The sequence below is a fragment of the Mediterraneibacter sp. ICN-202921 genome (assembly GCF_037890075.1).
In the GTDB taxonomy this organism is placed as follows: domain Bacteria; phylum Bacillota; class Clostridia; order Lachnospirales; family Lachnospiraceae; genus Mediterraneibacter; species Mediterraneibacter massiliensis.
In genome coordinates, this window is record NZ_JBBKBE010000011.1 from 26656 (window position 1) to 43727 (window position 17072).

A 17072-nucleotide genomic window follows, 5' to 3' on the forward strand; every position below is an offset into this window, starting at 1 on the left:
GAGAGAAGGATGAGACTGATACAGGCGTGTTTGATCGCGATATCCATGTATTCAAAGATTCCTGTTCCAAGGGTGGAATGGAAGGAGAAAAATATGAAGTATGCAATGTGTTTTTTTCCAGTCGTAGGCGTTGTGACAGGGATCTGCATGTATCTTGCAGGGACTTTTCTGCTTCGCTATACCTCCTGCGGTCCACTGTTTCTGGGAGCGGCGCTTACGTTGATCCCGATCCTTATAAGCGGAGGAATTCACCTGGATGGGCTGATGGATACGGCAGATGCACTTTCTTCTTATGCGGACAGAGAAAAAAAACTCGCCATCTTAAAAGATTCCCATGCAGGAGCGTTCGCTGTTTTGTGGATGGGGTGTTATCTGTTGTGGAGTACGGCGGTCTACAGTGAAGTGAACGTGGAAATGCTCCCTTGCCTTGCCTGTGTTTTTGTCCTGTCCAGGGCATTGAGCGGTCTTTCTGTCGTAACGTTTCAGACAGCAAAGGACAGCGGACTTCTCAAGACATTTCAGGACGGGGCGCAGAGAAAAACCGTGGGGGCTGTAATGATCCTCTGGATACTGGCAGCAGTTTGCCTTCTTGCCTGGATGGACGTACAAATGTGTATCGCTGCGGCAGTCTGTGCGGGAGTGACATTTGTGTATTACAGACATATGAGCAGAGTGAAATTCGGGGGTATCACAGGCGATCTGGCAGGATATTTTCTCTCTCTGTGCGAATTGTTTACGGTCACCGGGATGGTGCTGGCAGGAGGCGGGATATGGAATTGATCTTGATCCGGCATCTTGCGACTGCCGGAAATGAAAAGAGGCAATATATCGGCAGGACGGACGAACCGCTTTCCCAGCATGCGAAAGCCTTGTATAAAAAAGCGCCGTTTTATTATGCAGATGTATCGCAGGTGATCGTAAGCCCTATGAGACGGTGTATAGAGACAGCAGAACTTTTATATCCGGGAAAGAGGCTGCGCATACAAAATCTGCTAAAAGAGTGCGATTTTGGAGAATTCGAGGGGAAGACCTATGAGGAATTAAAAGAGGACAGCCGCTATATCCGGTGGCTTGCCTCTAACGGGACGCTGCCGTTTCCTAAAGGAGAGTCCCAGGAAGTGTTTCGCAAGAGGTGCGTGCAGGGCTTTAAAAACAGTATAGAGACACTGCGGATAGAAAACGAAGTGAAAAAGGCGGCATTTGTCGTACATGGCGGTACGATCATGGCGATCCTGTCCGCTCTGGACGAAGAAGAGCGGGGGTTCTACACGTGGCAGACGGCAAACGGCAAAGGATACAGAGGCCTCCTGGAGGAAAAGAAATTCCGGGAAGGAAAGCGGTGTCTGCGGGACATTACACCGTTGAAAGCAAGATGAAGGAAAGGAAGAAAAGATGGTTTCATTGGCGGCATGTGTGACAGGCTTTTTATTGGATCTGCTGTTCGGAGATCCGGTGTGGTTATATCATCCGGTGCGTCTGATCGGCAGATGGATCACTTTTCTGGAAAAGCAGATTTTTGGTTTTTGTGAAAAATATACAGAAGAAAAGATGAAAGCAAAAAAGCTTCTGATCGGAGGGGGCTTCCTCTGGGTTTCAGTCGTGCTTGTAAGTACAGGCATCCCGTGTTTGCTTTTGCTTCTGGCAGGAAAGATCCATCCGGTATTTGCATTTTGTCTGGAGACGTTCTGGTGCTATCAGCTTTTGGCAGCGGCCTCTCTTAGAAAAGAGAGCAAAAAGGTGTATGAGAAACTGACGAAAGGGACGCTCGCAGAGGCAAGAAAAGCGGTTTCTATGATCGTAGGGAGGGATACAGAGGCACTGGATGAAAAAGGCGTGATAAAGGCGGCGGTGGAGACAGTTGCGGAGAATACCTCAGACGGAGAGGTGGCGCCGCTTATTTTCCTGCTCTTAGGAGGCGCTCCTTTGGGATTCTTTTACAAGGCTGTGAACACCATGGATTCCATGGTGGGCTATAAAAATGAAAAATATCTGTATCTTGGCAGGATCCCGGCGAAGTTGGATGATGTGATGAATTTTATCCCGGCGCGTGTCAGCGCGGTCATTATGATCCTTTCTTCCTTTTTACTCAGGATGGATGGGAAAAATGCGTATAAAGTATATAAAAAAGACCGCAGGAAACATGCCAGCCCGAATGCGGCACAGACGGAGTCTGTCTGCGCAGGGGCATTAGACATCGAACTGGCGGGAGATGCGTTTTATTTTGGAAAACGAGTGCATAAAGAGACGATCGGTATTCCATACAGAGAACCGGAGGCAGAGGATATCGTCCGTGCAGGGAAACTGCTGTATATGACGGCATTTCTTACCCTTCTTATCCTGGGAGGGGGCAAAGCATGTGTACTTCTTATGTAGGAAAGGAGACAAGAAATGGAAGAACAGCTGGAATATCAGCATGGAGGCGATATTTATAGCTATGGCAAGCTGTTGGATTTTTCTATAAATATCAATCCCTTCGGACCAAGCCGAGAAGTCCGGCAGGCGGTGCACAGAGCGGTGTCTGAGATCGCCCGGTATCCGGATGTACATTGCCGGGAGCTTTTGCAGGCTCTGTCTGTGGCAAAAGGGATCGAGCAGAGAGATTGTATCTTTGGAAACGGCGCCGCAGAGTTGATTTTTTCTCTGGTGCAGGCGGAGCAGCCAAAGAAAGCCCTGCTTGCGGTACCTTCTTTTGGAGAATATGAACGTGCTTTGCAAAGCGTGGGGTGCGAAATAGAATATCTGTATTTAAAAAGGGAAGAGCAGTTTGATGTGACAGAGGAGATCTTGGGAAAACTGGATGAAACGACAGACATACTATTCTTATGCTCTCCTTCCAATCCTGCGGGGAGACTGCTCGAAGAGGGGCTTCTAAAGCAGATTTTAGATACCTGTGAACGTCTGCATATCCGTGTCCTTTTCGATGTCTGCTTTGCGGAATTTTCTTCCGCCGCAGGAAGGATCGCAGAGATGGTCAGAAAGGGAGAATACCGGTGTGTGTTCTGGCTGGAGGCGTTTACGAAGACATACGGGCTTCCGGGGCTTAGACTGGGGTATGGCATTTCCCGGGACGAAACACTCCTTGCAAACATGCGCGCCTGCATGCAGCCGTGGAATGTTTCTGTGCTTGCACAGGCGGCAGGCGTCGCGGCATTATCGGCGGCAGAGAAAACGCGAACGGAGCAGATGCGAAAATATGTGGCGCAGGAGCGAAACTTTATAGAGAAAGAATTAAAAAAGATGGGGATCGCGTATATCCCTTCTGCAGCAAATTATATTTTACTGTCCAGTCCTTTTGATCTGTTTTCTCTTTTGAAAGAGAAAGGCATCTTGATCAGGGACTGTAGGAATTATGTGGGACTTGAACAGGGAGATTACCGGATCGCGGTAAAACTCCATGAAGAAAATAAAAAGCTTATAGAGGCAGTTTCCCAGATTTACAGGCAGAAAGCAAAAGAACAGAAAGGAGTCTGAAAATGGCAAGACCGATCATGATACAGGGCACCATGTCGAATGCGGGAAAAAGTGTTTTAACGGGAGGACTTTTGCGAGTGCTTGTCCAAGACGGATATAAGGCTGCTCCTTTTAAATCCCAGAATATGGCGCTCAATTCCTTTATCACAGAAGAAGGACTGGAGATGGGAAGAGCGCAGGTCATGCAGGCGGAAGCAGCGGGGATCGCACCGATAGCAGCCATGAATCCGATCCTTTTGAAACCGACCAATGATACAGGCTCCCAGGTCATCTTAAACGGCAGGGTAGAAGGGGTCATGTCCGCGGCTCAATATTACAGAAAGAAAAAAGAATACATCCCCTATATCATGGAAGCCTATGAAAAGCTTTCCCGCACCTTTGATGTGATCGTGGCAGAAGGCGCAGGCAGCCCTGCGGAGATCAATTTAAAGGACGGGGATATCGTTAATATGGGACTTGCGCAGATGATAGACGCGCCGGTACTGCTTGTAGGTGACATAGACAGAGGCGGGGTATTTGCCCAGATCGTAGGTACGATCCAGCTTTTAGAAGCAGAGGAAAGAGCACGGATAAAAGGAACCATCATCAATAAATTCCGAGGAGATAAGGAAATCTTAAAGCCGGGACTTACGATGCTGGAAGAACGTACGAAGATCGCTGTGCGCGGTGTGATCCCGTATTTCCATCTGGATATTGATGAAGAAGACAGTCTGACAAGCCGGTTCGAAAAGAAAGAAAAGAAAGGGCTGCTTTGTATCGCAGTGGTGCGCCCGCCTCGTATTTCTAATTTTACAGATTTTGCGCCGCTGGAATGTATGGAGGAGGTCTCTCTGCAGTATGTATCCGATCCGGATGAAATAAGAGAGCCGGATGCCATTCTTCTGCCGGGAAGCAAAAATACTATGGAAGATATGCTGTGGCTGCGTCAGAGCGGCATGGAGGCGAAGATCCTGCAGCACGCGAAAAGAGGCGGCGTGGTGTTTGGCATATGCGGCGGATACCAGATGCTGGGCAAAACCATTGCAGATCCAAACGGGGTGGAGAGACAAGGCGAAGTAAAAGGGATAGGACTGCTTCCCGTCCATACCGTATTTACAAAGGAAAAGAAAAGGACGAGGGTACAAGGCAGAGTGTTGAAGCCGGGCGGTGAGTTAAAAGGCATGGAGGGCGTCTGGGTGGAAGGCTATGAGATCCATATGGGGACCACGATCCTGGAAGAAGGAGGGAGCGCTCTCCTTTCTATACAGGAGCAGACAGAAGAGAGGAGCGTGCGGGCAGAGCTTCTGGACGGCGCACAGGCAGGGAATGTATATGGATGTTATATACACGGTTTTTTTGACAGCAAAGAGGCAAGCCATAGTTTTATCGCAGCGCTTCTTAAGAAGAAGGGATACAGCGCAGACTGCGTAAAAGCGGTGGACCGAAAGGAATATAAGGAAAGGCAGTACGATCTTCTGGCGGACATCCTGCGTGAGAATCTGGATATGCAGGCAATTTATGAAATGATAGAGAAAGGAAATAAGATGCCATGTCAATAGTCAGGATAGGAAGCAGACAGAGCAGGCTTGCCGTCATACAGGCAGAAATCGTAAAGCAGCAGATCGAGCGTGCGCACCCGCATGTAAGAGTAGAGATCATCACCATGAAAACAACAGGGGATAAGATCCTGGATAAGAGCCTTGCGGCGATCGGCGGAAAAGGTCTGTTTGTGAAAGAACTGGATAAGGCGCTTCTGAACAAGGAGATCGATCTTGCCGTGCACAGTTTGAAGGATGTGCCGATGGAGACAGATGAACGGCTTCCGATCCTTGCCTGCACAAAGCGGGAAGACGTAAGAGACGTGCTGCTCTTAAAGAGGGGAAGAACAGAAGCAGATCTAAAGAAGGAAGGGGCGGTCATCGGAACTTCCAGCAGAAGACGCGCTCTGCAGTTTGAAAAGCTGTATCCACAGTGCCGGTTTGCGGGGATCAGGGGCAATGTACAGACCCGTCTTTCTAAATTGGAAGAAGGAGAGTATACGGCAACTGTCCTTGCGGCGGCAGGGCTTGCCAGGCTTGGGATGGAGGATATCATCGACAGGTATTTCACCGTGGAAGAGATCCTTCCGGCAGCAGGACAGGGGATCTTAGCCATCCAGGGCAGGTACGGTGAGACGTATCCGTATTTGGAAGGAGTCCGGGATGAAGAAGCCCAGATTGCGGGCAGGGCAGAGAGAGCTTTCGTAAAAGCGCTGAACGGCGGCTGCACATCTCCGGTCGCCGCATATGCCCGGATAAAGCAGGAAATGATGGAATTAAGAGGCCTCTATTATGAGGAGGGACAGAAGGAGTATAGGGTGGATGTGATCACCGGAGACAAAGAGCAGGCAGAAAAACTGGGGATAAGCCTTGCAGAAAAAATGAAGAAGGAGGCAGGCAGATGACGCAGCAATTAAAACAGACCGAGATTGGCAAAGTCTGGCTCGCCGGGGCGGGACCGGGCGATTTAGGACTTCTCACAGTCAAGACAGCGCAGCTTATAAAAGAGGCAGATGTGATCGTTTATGATGCTTTGATCAGTGCGGAGATCCTGACGCAGATACCGGCACAGACAGAGAAAGTACATGTGGGCAAACGTTCCGGGAATCACCTGGTTCCTCAGGAGGAGATCAGTAAGATCTTAGTGCGGGAAGCCAGGAAAGGGAAAAAGGTACTTCGCTTAAAAGGGGGAGATCCTTTTGTGTTTGGACGCGGGGGAGAAGAATTAGAAGTGCTTGTAAAAGAGCAGATTCCCTTTGAGGTAGTCCCTGGTGTCACATCCTGTACGGCTGTTCCGGCTTATGGCGGGATACCGGTCACACATAGAGACTGCACATCTTCATTTCATGTCATAACAGGGCATGCAAGGAAGGATGGTTCCTGTCGGATAGATTTTCCTTCTTTGGCCCGTCTGGATGGGACCTTGCTCTTTCTCATGGGAATGGCCCGGCTTGGATGGATCGTAAAAGGGCTTTTAGAGGCAGGCATGAAAGAATCTACGCCGGCGGCGGTGTTAGAAAAAGGGACGACAGCGAAACAAAGAAAAGTGCTCGGCACACTTCAAGATATCGAGAAGAAAGCAAAGCAGGCTAAGATACAGCCTCCCGCTATCATTTTGGTAGGCGCGGTGTGCGGATTCTCTTCTGCATTTGCGTGGGCAGAGAAAAGAAGTCTTGGAGGAAGGCAGTTCCTGACAACAAGACCGGTGCAGAACAGCTCCATCCTTGCAAAGCGGCTACGTGATCTGGGGGCGCAAGTGATCGAACTGCCTGCTATACGCACGGAAGAAATCTCACCGAACGAGGCATTTGACTGTGCGCTTCAAAAAATAGGCACGAGAGGGAAGGAGGAGTGGATGGTCTTTACCAGTCCCGTGGGTGTTTCTGCCTTTTTTGCACAGCTTCGCAAGAGAAAGATGGATATCCGTACATTTTTGTGCCGCGAATCCCAGATCAAGATAGCGGCGATTGGTTCCGCCACCGCGGCGGCGCTTTGTGAAGTCGGTTTCTTTGCCGACCTGGTGCCAAAGATCTATAATGCAGAAGAATTAGGACGGATGTTGGCAAAGCAGGCGAAACCGGGAAGTTATATCACCATTTTCAGGGCCGAAGAAGGCTCTCCGCTGCTTGCGCCGCCCTTGTATGAGGCAGGACTTTTTGTGGAAGATGTGGCGTTGTATCGTACCTGTATACAAAAAGAGGAGGCATGGAGAGAGAAGATCAGTTCTATGCTGGAAAGCGGGGAGATCGATGCGGTGACATTTACGAGCGCGTCTACTGTGAAAGGGTTTGTTCAGGCGATGGAAGGATGCTCGTTTTCCGGGATACAGGCAGTCTGTATCGGCGAGCAGACCGCGCAGGAAGCAAGAAAATACGGCATGCAGACAGAAGTAGCGGCCGTGGCCTCCATGGACGGGATGGAAGAACTGATCCTTAAGAAATACGGCGGCAGATAAGGAGTACGTATGGCAGTCTATACAATAAAAAGAATCGCAGTGGGGCTTTTTTCCCTGTTTGTCCTGGCTACCGTGACATTTGCTCTGACACGTGCCATGCCGGGCAGTCCTTTTGAAAGTGGGAATGTGCCGGAATCTGTGAGAGAAGCGATGGAAGAAGAATATGGTCTGCATGAGGCGCCTTTGGAGCAGTATAAAACCTATATGTCGAATCTGCTGAAAGGAGACTGGGGCATTTCCTATAAACAGCAGGGAGTGACGGTATCCAGTATCATTGAGCGCGCGGCTCCGGTGACAGCCTCTTTGGGACTTGCAGCTGTGCTTGCGGCGGCAGTTGTGGGAACTTTGGCAGGTATCTGGGGGGCGCTGTCTAAAAATAAGATCGCCCGGTTCTTTTTTTCAGGCGGCACCCTTCTTGGAGTAGGGAGCCCGAATTTTGCAGTGGCGCTTCTGTTGCTGCTTATATTTGGCGTGACGCTCAAATGGTTCCCTGTCACAGGTCTTATATCGCCCGTGCACTATGTGCTGCCTGTACTTAGTCTTGCTATCTATCCGACGGCGGTAACGGCGGAAATGGTCAGGCAGGCTGTACGGGAAGAACTGAAAAAAGAGTATGTCGTCCTTGCAAGGGCAAAAGGCATGAAGTTTTGGCAGGTGATTGTTTTTCATGTGCTGAAAAATGTCTGGATCCCGGTGTTAAATTACTTGGGACCCATGTCTGCTTTTCTTCTGACCGGGAGTTTCGCAGTGGAGAGTATCTTTACGATACCGGGGCTTGGCAGGGAGTTTGTCAGTTCTATCATGAACAGAGACTACACGCTGATCATGGGCCTGACCGTCTTTATGGGAAGCGTCGTGATCGGGATGAACCTTTTGACAGATCTGCTCTGTGCATGGCTGGATCCGAGGATAAGAAACACATATCTGGAGAAGAGGTGAGAAGATTGAACAGAAAGAAAAACATTGGCTTCTGTCTGGGTATTGTGCTTCTGCTGTGCTGGACGGCAGCAGCGTTGTTTGTGCCTGTATTTTCATCCTATACGTATACAGACATTGATGCGAATATACAGAACCAGGGAAGTTCGATTCTGCATTTGTTCGGGACAGATAAGTTTGGACGGGATATTTTTGTGCGGGTGTGGTATGCGGCCCGGATCAGTCTTCTTGTAGGGGCTGCCGGGGCATTTATCAATGGAAGCTTAGGTATCCTGTATGGAAGCATTTCTGGATATATAGGGGGAAAAGTGGATTTTATCCTCATGCGCATCGCAGATATTATCGCTTCAGTCCCGTCTCTTTTATATGTGATCCTGCTCACTTTGGTTATGGGAGCGGGAGCAGAGAGTATCATTGCGGGGATATGTGTGGCAGGATGGATCGACGTGGCGAGGATCGTACGGGGGGAAATACTGCGGGAAAAGGACAGAGAGTATATACAGGCGGCAAAGATGGAGGGGATTCCAGCTTTTCGCATTTTATCGGTGCACCTGCTCCCTAATGTGGCGGGACCGATCCTTGTCAGTTTGACGTTTCTTGTTCCCCAGGCAGTTTTTACAGAGGCGTTTTTAAGCTTTTTGGGAGTAGGGATCGCCCCGCCTGCGGCAAGTTTAGGTGTGATGATTCAGGAAGCCAAGAGTCAGCTGCGGCTGTATCCGTATCAGATGGTGTATCCTATATTGATTTTGTGTATATTGATCCTGGCGTTTCATTTGATCGGACGTGGGATGGAAACAGTATACCGGGAAAAAACAGGAAGGTAGACGAAAGATGAGCCTGCTTGAAGTAGAAAAATTAGAGGTACAATATGATAAAGACGGAAAGAAAACAGAGGCGGTCAAAGGACTTTCCTTTACTATAGAAGAAGGAGAGATCGTAGGGATCGTAGGCGAATCGGGCTGTGGAAAAAGTTCTGCCATGCGTGCGCTGATGGGACTGCATACAGAGACAGCAAAAGTATCTTGTAAGCGGCTTTGCTTTCAGGGAAAGGAAGAATCGGTCTGGGCAGAAAAAAAGCAGGTCCCCAAGGGAATGGCAATGATTTTTCAGGATCCCTTTTCGTATCTGAATCCTACAATAAAAATCGGAGAACAGATCGCCCAGGCGGTACGTGCCCATGAAGGGGGCAAAAAGAGGCAGGTAAAGCAGAGAGTATGTGAATTATTAGATATGGTAGGGATCCGCAGCCCTAAGAAGCGCTTGCGGCAATATCCTCATGAACTTTCCGGGGGCATGCGCCAAAGGGTCGTGACAGCTATCGCGCTTGCCTGCAGACCCAGGCTGATCATTGCGGATGAGCCGACGACGGCGCTGGATGTGATCGCGCAGGGACAGATGATCGGACTGCTGAAAAAAGTGGCAAAGGAGACGAAGGCTTCCGTATTACTTGTCAGCCATGATTTTGCTGTGATCGCTTCCATGTGTGAACGAGTGTATGTAATGAAAGAAGGTTCTTTTGTAGAAGAAGGGACGACAGAAGAAGTTTTTTATGAACCGAAAAATCCCTATACAAGAGAATTTTTACAATATATAAAGGAACCAAGGAGAAAAGAGCGTAAGAAGGCAGAAGAAAAAGAAGCTCTTTTAAGGCTGGACTCTGTTGCGAAGCTGTATCCGGACAGACGAGCAAAAAGAAGAACCGGGGAAGAAGGCGTGCGGGACATATCCTTTACCATACGAGCCGGAGAGACATTCGGTCTGATCGGAGAGAGCGGCTGTGGGAAAAGTACGCTGGCAAAGTTGATCACCGGGCAGAAAAAACCAGACAGAGGAGCCATATATTATCAAACGCTGCGAGTAGACGCGCTGCCAAAGAAAAACCGCAGAGAATGCCTGGAGAAGATCCAGATGGTATTTCAGGATCCATACGCGTCCCTTAATCCTAAAATGACGGTAGGAAAGGCGCTTCTAGAAGCCTTTCACGCAGACATAAGAAAAAAGGAAGGACTGGAAGCATGCAGGAAAAAAGTGGAGGAGATGCTGGTATGTGTGGGACTTTCTCCACAGGATGCAGGAAAATATCCGGAAGAATTCTCCGGAGGACAAAGACAGCGTATCGGGATCGCACGGGCGTTGATACGAGATCCTGAAATCCTGGTCTGCGACGAGGCAGTGTCTGCGCTGGATGTTTCTATACAGGCGCAGATCTTAAGAGTATTAGAAGATCTGCAGAAGAAAATGCGGATCGCCTGCCTGTTTATCTCGCATGATCTCCATGTGATCTATCAGATCAGCCAGAATGTAGGCGTCATGTATCTTGGCAGTCTGGTGGAATATGGACAGACAAAGGATATCCTTTCGGATCCCTGGCATCCGTATACAAAAGAACTGTTAAAAGCCAATCCGGAGCCGGATCCGAAAAAAGCACGGAGGAAAAAATATACCATATTCCGTGAGAAAAAAGAGTGGACAGGAAAGGGATGTCCGTATCTGGAACAGTGCGGTTACAAGATGGAACGCTGTGAAAAGGAGAGTCCGCCCAGGTATTGTTTTGGAAACAGAGAAGTGGCCTGCTTTTTGTATTCTGAAGAACACAGAAAAGGAAATAAGGACGTGCCCATGACAGCGCAGATTTGAAAGGATAAAGATGAAGAAACGATTTGTTGCATATATAGGCCTGCTTTGTATGTTCGCGGCTATCTTTGGTGCCGGGTGTATACAGACACAAAAACTTCCAAAAACAGAAGGCAAAACGATCACGGTGGCGGTAAGCAGCGATACGGGGTCTATGGATCCGTCCGGTTCGATCGCGCTGACCTTTCTTACGTACAGTGCGGCAGCATTGGATGAACTGGTGACCTTTGACGAAGAAGGAGAAATCGAGTACCGTGCTGCCGAAAGTTATGAGGTAAATGAAGAAAAGACGGTGTGGACATTCCATCTGCGCAAAAATGCCTGCTGGTCCGACGGAAGTCCGGTGACGGCAGAAGATTTCCTAAATACCATGACCCGTGCCCTGGATCCGGCAAGCGGGAGCGGATATGTCAGTTATCTCTTCCCCATAGAGAATGCGGAAGCGATCTACCATGGAGACAAGCCGGCAGAAAGTCTGGGAGCAGAGGCGCCGGATGCACATACACTGATTTTTAAGTTAGAAAAACCATGCGCATATTTTCTGGACCTGCTCCGTCTTCCAGTCTATATGCCGTCCTGTGCAAAGTATGCAGATTCGGTCCAAAGCGGGTGGGATAAACAGGTGGATGTCAGTCTTTCAAACGGTCCTTTCTATCTTGCCGAGTATGAGCCGAAACAGTACATGGTATTGAAGAAAAATGAACAGTACTGGAATAAAGATGCCATTCACCTGGACAGTATCGTGTACCGTTTCTTTGACGACCAACAGTCTATGGCGAATGCTTATGAGACAAACGAGGTAGATATAGCTGCCTCTCTGAACTCCAGTGTGATGGAGCTGTATGAAGGCAGACCAGAGCTTATGGTGACAGAACTGATCGCGACGCGGTATATCTATCCGAATCTGGACGTGGAACCCCTGGGAGACGTGCGGGTGAGAGAAGCTCTCAACCTGGCTATAGACAGGGAAGAACTGTGTAAGATCGTGGGAAAAGATGTAAGTCCGGCGTATAATCTGGTGGCCAAATATCTTGTAGACAAAACAACGGGAGAATATTTTGCCGAGGAAGAGGCGCCGCCTTTTACGGAAAATGTAGAAAGGGCAAAACAACTTCTTGCTGAAGCCGGATATCCGGACGGAGAGGGTTTTCCTGTACTGACATATAAATATCCGACGCTGGAAATGGATGCAGATACGGCGCAGGTCATCCAGGCACAGTTAAAAGAAAATCTGCACATTGATATAAAGCTTGTTCCCCAAGAACTGCAGACGAACTATGCGGATCGGCACGCAAAGGATTTCGAGTTGTGCCGGATGAACTGGACAGCGGACTTTGCGGATCCGTATACCTATTTGTCTATGCTGCTTTCCAACAGCACGTATAATTGCAGTAATATACAGGATGAGAAGTATGACGCGCTTGTGCGGGAATCAGAGACGGAATTGGACGCAAACAAGCGTTTTTTACTTCTGCATGAGGCAGAGCAGTATGCAGTGGGGGAACAGTTTTATGTGATCCCGCTGTATGGGATGAAAAGCTGTAATCTGGTGGATACGGATATAACCGGAATCCGGCAGATTCCCGCGAGCGGAGCTTTGGAATACAGATATGCGGATGTAAAAGGAAGATAAAAAGTGCATATGTCCACAGACATACGAAAAAGAAGGAAAAGAGGACAGATATGTTTTATGTCATTACAGGCGGAAGCGGCAGCGGAAAGTCAGAATATGCGGAGAATCTGATACAGAGATTAAGCAAAGAAGATCCTAAGAGGAAGCTGTACTACTTTGCTACGATGGTTCCCTGCGGGGAGGAGACACAAGAAAAGATCAGGAGGCATAAGCGTCTGCGCGCCGGGAAAGGTTTCTCTACGATAGAGTGCTATACCGGACTCAAAGAGGCAGTAGAAAACTTAAAAAGAGAGCAGACGGAGAAACCTTATGTGCTTCTGGAATGTATGTCAAATCTGGCCGCAAATGAGTTATACATGGAAGAAGGAGCGAAACAGTATGCTGTGCGTGAAATACTGGAGGGAATCGAAATACTGCAAAAATGGTGCAGGCACCTGGCAGTAGTGACAAATGAGATTTTCTCAGAGACAGAGCGATATACGGAGGAGATGCAGGCATATAAAAAAGTGCTGGGAGAGATAAATTGCCAGATGACAAGAAAGGCAGATCACGCTGCGGAGATCGTATATGGTATCCCGGTTTGTATAAAAGGGACTCTCCCCGAAAGAGAAGAACAAAGAAAGGAAACGGAACAGATGAAGCTGATCATCGGAGGCGCTTTTCAGGGAAAAAGAGCTGCCGCGGAAGAATTATATCCCGATCTTGCCTGGTGTGACGGGAGAACTTGCAGCCGGGACGATATGTACACCTGCCAGGGGATCTTTCATTTTGAGACGTATATTCGGCGTCTGCTAAAAGAGGATCCGGCACTGGATCCCGAAATATTTACAGACAGTATAGTGAAACGGAATCCTACCCTGGTGGTCGTCAGCGGGGAGATAGGTTGCGGACTTGTCCCGGTGGATGGCTTTGACAGACTCTACAGGGAGAAAACAGGGCGGATATGTACGTGCATTGCAAAGCGGGCGGCATCCGTTATCCGCGTCGTATGCGGACAAAAGATCGTACTGAAGCAGGAGAAAGGAGCAGAAAAATGCAGATAGAGTTAGAAAGGATACTTCCATCGGAGATTGAAAAGAAGAGCTTTGAGATCATCACGAAGGAACTGGGAAATAAAAAACTGGTGCCGGGGACAGAACCTATCGTAAAACGCTGTATCCATACCAGTGCGGATTTCGAATATGCGGATACCCTGTTGTTTTCGGAAGGAGTGGTGGAAAAAGCACTCCATGCAGTGCGAAACGGCGCATGTATCGTGACAGATACACAGATGGCAAAAGCAGGCATTAATAAGAAGAAACTGGCAGAGTATGGAGGAGAAGTCTTCTGCTTTATGTCAGACGAGGATGTGGCGAACAGGGCAAAAGAGGAAGGTGTCACACGAGCCAGTATTAGTATGGAAAAAGCGGCGGCTCTTGATAAACGACTAATCTTTGCCGTAGGAAACGCGCCTACGGCGCTCATCCGTCTCTATGAACTGATACAGGAAGGAATAGTCAAGCCAGAATTGATCATTGGTGTGCCGGTCGGTTTCGTCAATGTAGTACAGTCTAAGGAGTTGATCCTGTCTTTGCCGGATACGCCTTACATCGTGGCACGGGGGAGAAAAGGCGGCAGCAATATAGCAGCCTGTATCGTAAATGCGCTGCTGTATATGTGATATCGTCTTGCACGCAGAGAGGAGAAGAACATGTATTTTCCATTGTTTGTAGATATATCAGAAAAAAGAATATTGGTGGCGGGCGCAGGAAAGATCGCGGCACGCCGGGTGGAGACCCTTTCCATGTTTGCGTCCCGGATCACAGTGGTGGCGCCTTACGTATGCCGGGAGATCGAAAGGCTGGAACAGACAGGAAAGATATGCTGTATGCGCCGTGTATTTCAGGATGTTGATCTGGAAGGAAAAGAGATCGTCTTAGCGGCAACAGATCGGGAAGACGTTAATCTGCATATATGGGAAGAATGCAAAAAAAGAAAAATACTGGTCAATATATGCGACAGAAAAGAACTATGCGATTTCTATTTTCCAAGCATCGTGCAAAAAGAGGAAGTCGTGATCGGTCTGAATTCTTCTGGCAGATCACCTGGAAAGGTCAAAGAAATACGAAAGAAAATAGAAAATTTATAAAAGAGATATAAAGTATTATAAAATAAGTGATAAAGTCACTGACAGTCAACTCCTGTTCTGCTAAAATACAGACAGTTACTTGTTAACAGAGCATATAAGAAAAGCAGAACATATAAGGAGGCAAATGCGATGACGATAGAAAGATATTATGTACTGATAAATAGTGGGATCGGCAGAAAATTGAAAGAGATCATAAATGGATGGATCCCCGGCCTTATAAAGGAACCTGTGCCCGTGCGGGTCCCGGTAAGAAGAATGTATAGAGAGAACAGAAAATAATGAACAAGGAAGGGAGAATATGTGCAGTGCATGTATTCTCCCTGTTTTATATTAATTATATGAAATTTCTCTAAACACAATCTTAATATACGTGCGTATAATATTATCACTGTCTTAATAGAAAAATGGGTATGATAGAAGCAGATAAAGAAAGGGAAACAGTTTTTAAGAAGGTGATGATATGTTGACAGATCTTTTGCTTGGTATCATCGTGACCGGCGGCATGCTGTATGGACTGTATTTAATGCGTCAGTTAGATGACTGGAGAATGCAGGAACAAGAGTTAAAGAAAAAAGAAGAAATAAAGCGCAGGACAGCTATCGTATTCGGCATGAAGGAGAAGAAGGAACTTACAGATTGGTTTGAAAAGGTAGGTGTAGAGACCGTCTGGATAGAAGGCATTTATGCACAACCAAGGCTGGATCATGTGTGCTGTGTGATTGCGGCAGGAGAGGCAGATATTGATAATCTCTCTGTTTTAAATCTGTTCCGGCAGATGTATCCGCAGGCAGAGACATTTGGTGTGTGCAATGAAAGAGCAAACAGAAAGCTGTATAAACAGGCGGGGTTTACGGTTTTTTGTCATCAGGAAGAACTCCTGCAGCGGCTGGAACTTTTGCTTATGGAACATGAGGCAGGTGTGGCATAATGGGCAGAATGGAAAAACGGCTGACACAGACACAGATGATCGTGATAGGATACGTGCTGATCATTGTGACAGGGACACTTCTTTTGATGCTTCCGGCGTCCACTCGGGAAGGGGTATTTACCTCTCCGGTGGATGCTTTATTTACGGCAACTTCAGCTTCATGTGTGACAGGGCTTATTATTGCAGATACATTTCAGTACTGGTCAGTGTTCGGGCAGTGTGTGATATTGCTGCTGATCCAGATCGGCGGTCTGGGTTTTATGACGATCGGTGTCTTCTTTGCCATTATATTGAGAAGAAAGATCGGACTGTGGACAAGAGGGACATTGCAGGAAAGTGTCAATATCATGCAGGTAGGAGGGATTGTCCGTCTTGCCAAGAAGATCATTGCAGGAACGTTGTTTTTTGAAGGAACAGGCGCCTTGCTTTTATCCTGGCGGTTCAGCAAGACTATGGAACTGGGCAAAGCGGTATATTTTGGAGTCTTTCATGCTGTATCTGCATTTTGCAACGCGGGGTTTGACCTTATGGGAGAGAATGGAGTATATTCTTCTTTTACGACGTATTCCAAAGATTGGGTTGTCAATATAGTTTTGATGCTGCTTATCATAATCGGCGGGATCGGTTTTTTCGTCTGGAACGATATTTCTATTCATAAGTTTCATTTCCGAAAATACAAGCTGCATACGAAGATTACCTTGCTTGTGACAGTTGTATTAGTTTTCGGCGGCGCGGCGCTTCTGTTTATATTTGAACAGGAAAATACGATACAGGGGAGACCCATTGGCGAACAGATCTTATGCTCTTTGTTTGGGTCTGTGACTGCGCGGACTGCCGGATTTAATACAGTGGATACAGCGGCATTGACAGACAGCAGTAAAATACTTACTATAATATTAATGTTCATCGGCGGAAGTCCGGGGTCTACGGCAGGAGGCATCAAGACAACGACATTTGTGGTGTTGCTTGTGTATATCCACGCAAATCTCCGGCAAAAGCATGATTGCAATGTCCTGGGCAGAAGGTTGGATGACGGAGCGATCCGCAAGGCGAGTACGGTGATGAGCATACATTTGTTTTTATCTGTGCTGGCAGTTCTGATCATTGTTACGATCCATGGTATTGATGTGACTGATGTAGCGTTTGAAGTTGTTTCCGCCATGGGAACGGTAGGAATGTCTACGGGGATCACAAGAGAATTAGGAGTGATCGCGAAATTGGTATTGATTTTTTTGATGTACTGCGGAAGAGTGGGAAGTATGACATTTGCTCTTTCCCTGCGTGGACACAAAGTCGAAGCGCCTGTCAGAGAACCGGCAGAACAGATTATGATAGGATGATATACATTCCTTTTATAAGGATATGAGGAG

The 17072-nt window shown here is 47.8% G+C and carries 17 protein-coding genes; all 17 read left to right on the forward strand.

Going from position 1 to position 17072, the window contains the following annotated elements:
• Positions 1-9 precede the first annotated feature (9 nt).
• Positions 10-780: an adenosylcobinamide-GDP ribazoletransferase gene (locus WKT01_RS09525; protein ID WP_340312183.1), complete on the forward strand. Its 771-nt coding sequence runs from the start codon at positions 10-12 to the stop codon at positions 778-780.
• Entirely contained in the window at positions 771-1376 is a 606-nt protein-coding gene (locus WKT01_RS09530; protein WP_340312185.1) for a histidine phosphatase family protein, read from the forward strand. The genes WKT01_RS09525 and WKT01_RS09530 overlap by 10 nt, the downstream gene beginning before the upstream one ends.
• Positions 1377-1392: 16 nt before the next feature.
• Positions 1393-2373 carry an adenosylcobinamide-phosphate synthase CbiB gene (gene cbiB / locus WKT01_RS09535; protein WP_340312187.1) on the forward strand — a complete coding sequence of 327 codons (981 nt, stop codon included), beginning with the start codon at positions 1393-1395 and terminating at the stop codon, positions 2371-2373.
• Positions 2374-2388: 15 nt separating this feature from the next.
• Positions 2389-3471, forward strand: coding sequence for a pyridoxal phosphate-dependent aminotransferase (locus WKT01_RS09540; RefSeq protein ID WP_340312189.1), 1083 nt, complete (start codon positions 2389-2391; stop codon positions 3469-3471).
• A 2-nt stretch (positions 3472-3473) separates the two neighbouring features.
• Positions 3474-5009: a cobyric acid synthase gene (locus WKT01_RS09545; RefSeq protein WP_340312191.1), complete on the forward strand. Its 1536-nt coding sequence runs from the start codon at positions 3474-3476 to the stop codon at positions 5007-5009.
• On the forward strand, positions 5000-5893 hold the full coding sequence (gene hemC, locus WKT01_RS09550; protein ID WP_340312193.1) for a hydroxymethylbilane synthase: 894 nt from the start codon (positions 5000-5002) through the stop codon (positions 5891-5893). The genes WKT01_RS09545 and hemC overlap by 10 nt, the downstream gene beginning before the upstream one ends.
• Complete coding sequence (gene cobA / locus WKT01_RS09555) at positions 5890-7443, forward strand: uroporphyrinogen-III C-methyltransferase (RefSeq protein WP_340312194.1); 1554 nt, start codon at positions 5890-5892, stop codon at positions 7441-7443. Before hemC ends, cobA begins: the two co-directional genes overlap by 4 nt.
• 9 nt (positions 7444-7452) lie before the next feature.
• On the forward strand, positions 7453-8382 hold the full coding sequence (locus WKT01_RS09560; RefSeq protein ID WP_340312195.1) for an ABC transporter permease: 930 nt from the start codon (positions 7453-7455) through the stop codon (positions 8380-8382).
• Positions 8379-9203, forward strand: coding sequence for an ABC transporter permease (locus WKT01_RS09565; protein WP_340312196.1), 825 nt, complete (start codon positions 8379-8381; stop codon positions 9201-9203). The genes WKT01_RS09560 and WKT01_RS09565 overlap by 4 nt, the downstream gene beginning before the upstream one ends.
• A 7-nt stretch (positions 9204-9210) precedes the next feature.
• Positions 9211-11016, forward strand: a complete 1806-nt coding sequence (locus WKT01_RS09570; protein WP_340312197.1) for an ABC transporter ATP-binding protein — start codon at positions 9211-9213, stop codon at positions 11014-11016.
• A gap of 10 nt (positions 11017-11026) precedes the next feature.
• Positions 11027-12646 (forward strand): peptide ABC transporter substrate-binding protein, encoded by a 1620-nt coding sequence (locus tag WKT01_RS09575; RefSeq protein ID WP_340312198.1) that lies wholly within the window; start codon positions 11027-11029, stop codon positions 12644-12646.
• 50 nt (positions 12647-12696) lie between these two features.
• The gene (locus WKT01_RS09580; protein WP_340312200.1) at positions 12697-13689 is read left to right on the forward strand and encodes a bifunctional adenosylcobinamide kinase/adenosylcobinamide-phosphate guanylyltransferase; all 993 of its coding nucleotides are present in this window, start codon (positions 12697-12699) and stop codon (positions 13687-13689) included.
• Positions 13680-14306, forward strand: coding sequence for a precorrin-8X methylmutase (locus WKT01_RS09585; protein ID WP_059068780.1), 627 nt, complete (start codon positions 13680-13682; stop codon positions 14304-14306). Before WKT01_RS09580 ends, WKT01_RS09585 begins: the two co-directional genes overlap by 10 nt.
• 30 nt (positions 14307-14336) lie before the next feature.
• Positions 14337-14774: a precorrin-2 dehydrogenase/sirohydrochlorin ferrochelatase family protein gene (locus WKT01_RS09590; RefSeq protein ID WP_117974799.1), complete on the forward strand. Its 438-nt coding sequence runs from the start codon at positions 14337-14339 to the stop codon at positions 14772-14774.
• Positions 14775-14903: 129 nt separating this feature from the next.
• The gene (locus WKT01_RS09595; protein WP_270395716.1) at positions 14904-15053 is read left to right on the forward strand and encodes a hypothetical protein; all 150 of its coding nucleotides are present in this window, start codon (positions 14904-14906) and stop codon (positions 15051-15053) included.
• 181 nt (positions 15054-15234) lie between these two features.
• Positions 15235-15702, forward strand: coding sequence for a hypothetical protein (locus WKT01_RS09600; RefSeq protein ID WP_059068783.1), 468 nt, complete (start codon positions 15235-15237; stop codon positions 15700-15702).
• Positions 15702-17042: a TrkH family potassium uptake protein gene (locus tag WKT01_RS09605; RefSeq protein WP_059068784.1), complete on the forward strand. Its 1341-nt coding sequence runs from the start codon at positions 15702-15704 to the stop codon at positions 17040-17042. Before WKT01_RS09600 ends, WKT01_RS09605 begins: the two co-directional genes overlap by 1 nt.
• The last annotated feature ends 30 nt before the right edge of the window (positions 17043-17072 follow it).

Excerpts from the sequence above, each read along its gene's own strand:
- WKT01_RS09580 (WP_340312200.1), top strand. The coding sequence starts at position 12,697 with ATGTTTTATGTCATTACAGGCGGAAGCGGCAGCGGAAAGTCAGAATAT.
- WKT01_RS09545 (WP_340312191.1), top strand. The coding sequence starts at position 3,474 with ATGGCAAGACCGATCATGATACAGGGCACCATGTCGAATGCGGGAAAA.
- WKT01_RS09595 (WP_270395716.1), top strand. The coding sequence starts at position 14,904 with ATGACGATAGAAAGATATTATGTACTGATAAATAGTGGGATCGGCAGA.
- cobA (WP_340312194.1), top strand. The coding sequence starts at position 5,890 with ATGACGCAGCAATTAAAACAGACCGAGATTGGCAAAGTCTGGCTCGCC.
- WKT01_RS09575 (WP_340312198.1), top strand. The coding sequence starts at position 11,027 with ATGAAGAAACGATTTGTTGCATATATAGGCCTGCTTTGTATGTTCGCG.
- cbiB (WP_340312187.1), top strand. The coding sequence starts at position 1,393 with ATGGTTTCATTGGCGGCATGTGTGACAGGCTTTTTATTGGATCTGCTG.
- WKT01_RS09600 (WP_059068783.1), top strand. The coding sequence starts at position 15,235 with ATGTTGACAGATCTTTTGCTTGGTATCATCGTGACCGGCGGCATGCTG.
- WKT01_RS09585 (WP_059068780.1), top strand. The coding sequence starts at position 13,680 with ATGCAGATAGAGTTAGAAAGGATACTTCCATCGGAGATTGAAAAGAAG.
- WKT01_RS09525 (WP_340312183.1), top strand. The coding sequence starts at position 10 with ATGAGACTGATACAGGCGTGTTTGATCGCGATATCCATGTATTCAAAG.
- WKT01_RS09560 (WP_340312195.1), top strand. The coding sequence starts at position 7,453 with ATGGCAGTCTATACAATAAAAAGAATCGCAGTGGGGCTTTTTTCCCTG.
- hemC (WP_340312193.1), top strand. The coding sequence starts at position 5,000 with ATGTCAATAGTCAGGATAGGAAGCAGACAGAGCAGGCTTGCCGTCATA.
- WKT01_RS09605 (WP_059068784.1), top strand. The coding sequence starts at position 15,702 with ATGGGCAGAATGGAAAAACGGCTGACACAGACACAGATGATCGTGATA.
- WKT01_RS09540 (WP_340312189.1), top strand. The coding sequence starts at position 2,389 with ATGGAAGAACAGCTGGAATATCAGCATGGAGGCGATATTTATAGCTAT.
- WKT01_RS09570 (WP_340312197.1), top strand. The coding sequence starts at position 9,211 with ATGAGCCTGCTTGAAGTAGAAAAATTAGAGGTACAATATGATAAAGAC.
- WKT01_RS09530 (WP_340312185.1), top strand. The coding sequence starts at position 771 with ATGGAATTGATCTTGATCCGGCATCTTGCGACTGCCGGAAATGAAAAG.
- WKT01_RS09590 (WP_117974799.1), top strand. The coding sequence starts at position 14,337 with ATGTATTTTCCATTGTTTGTAGATATATCAGAAAAAAGAATATTGGTG.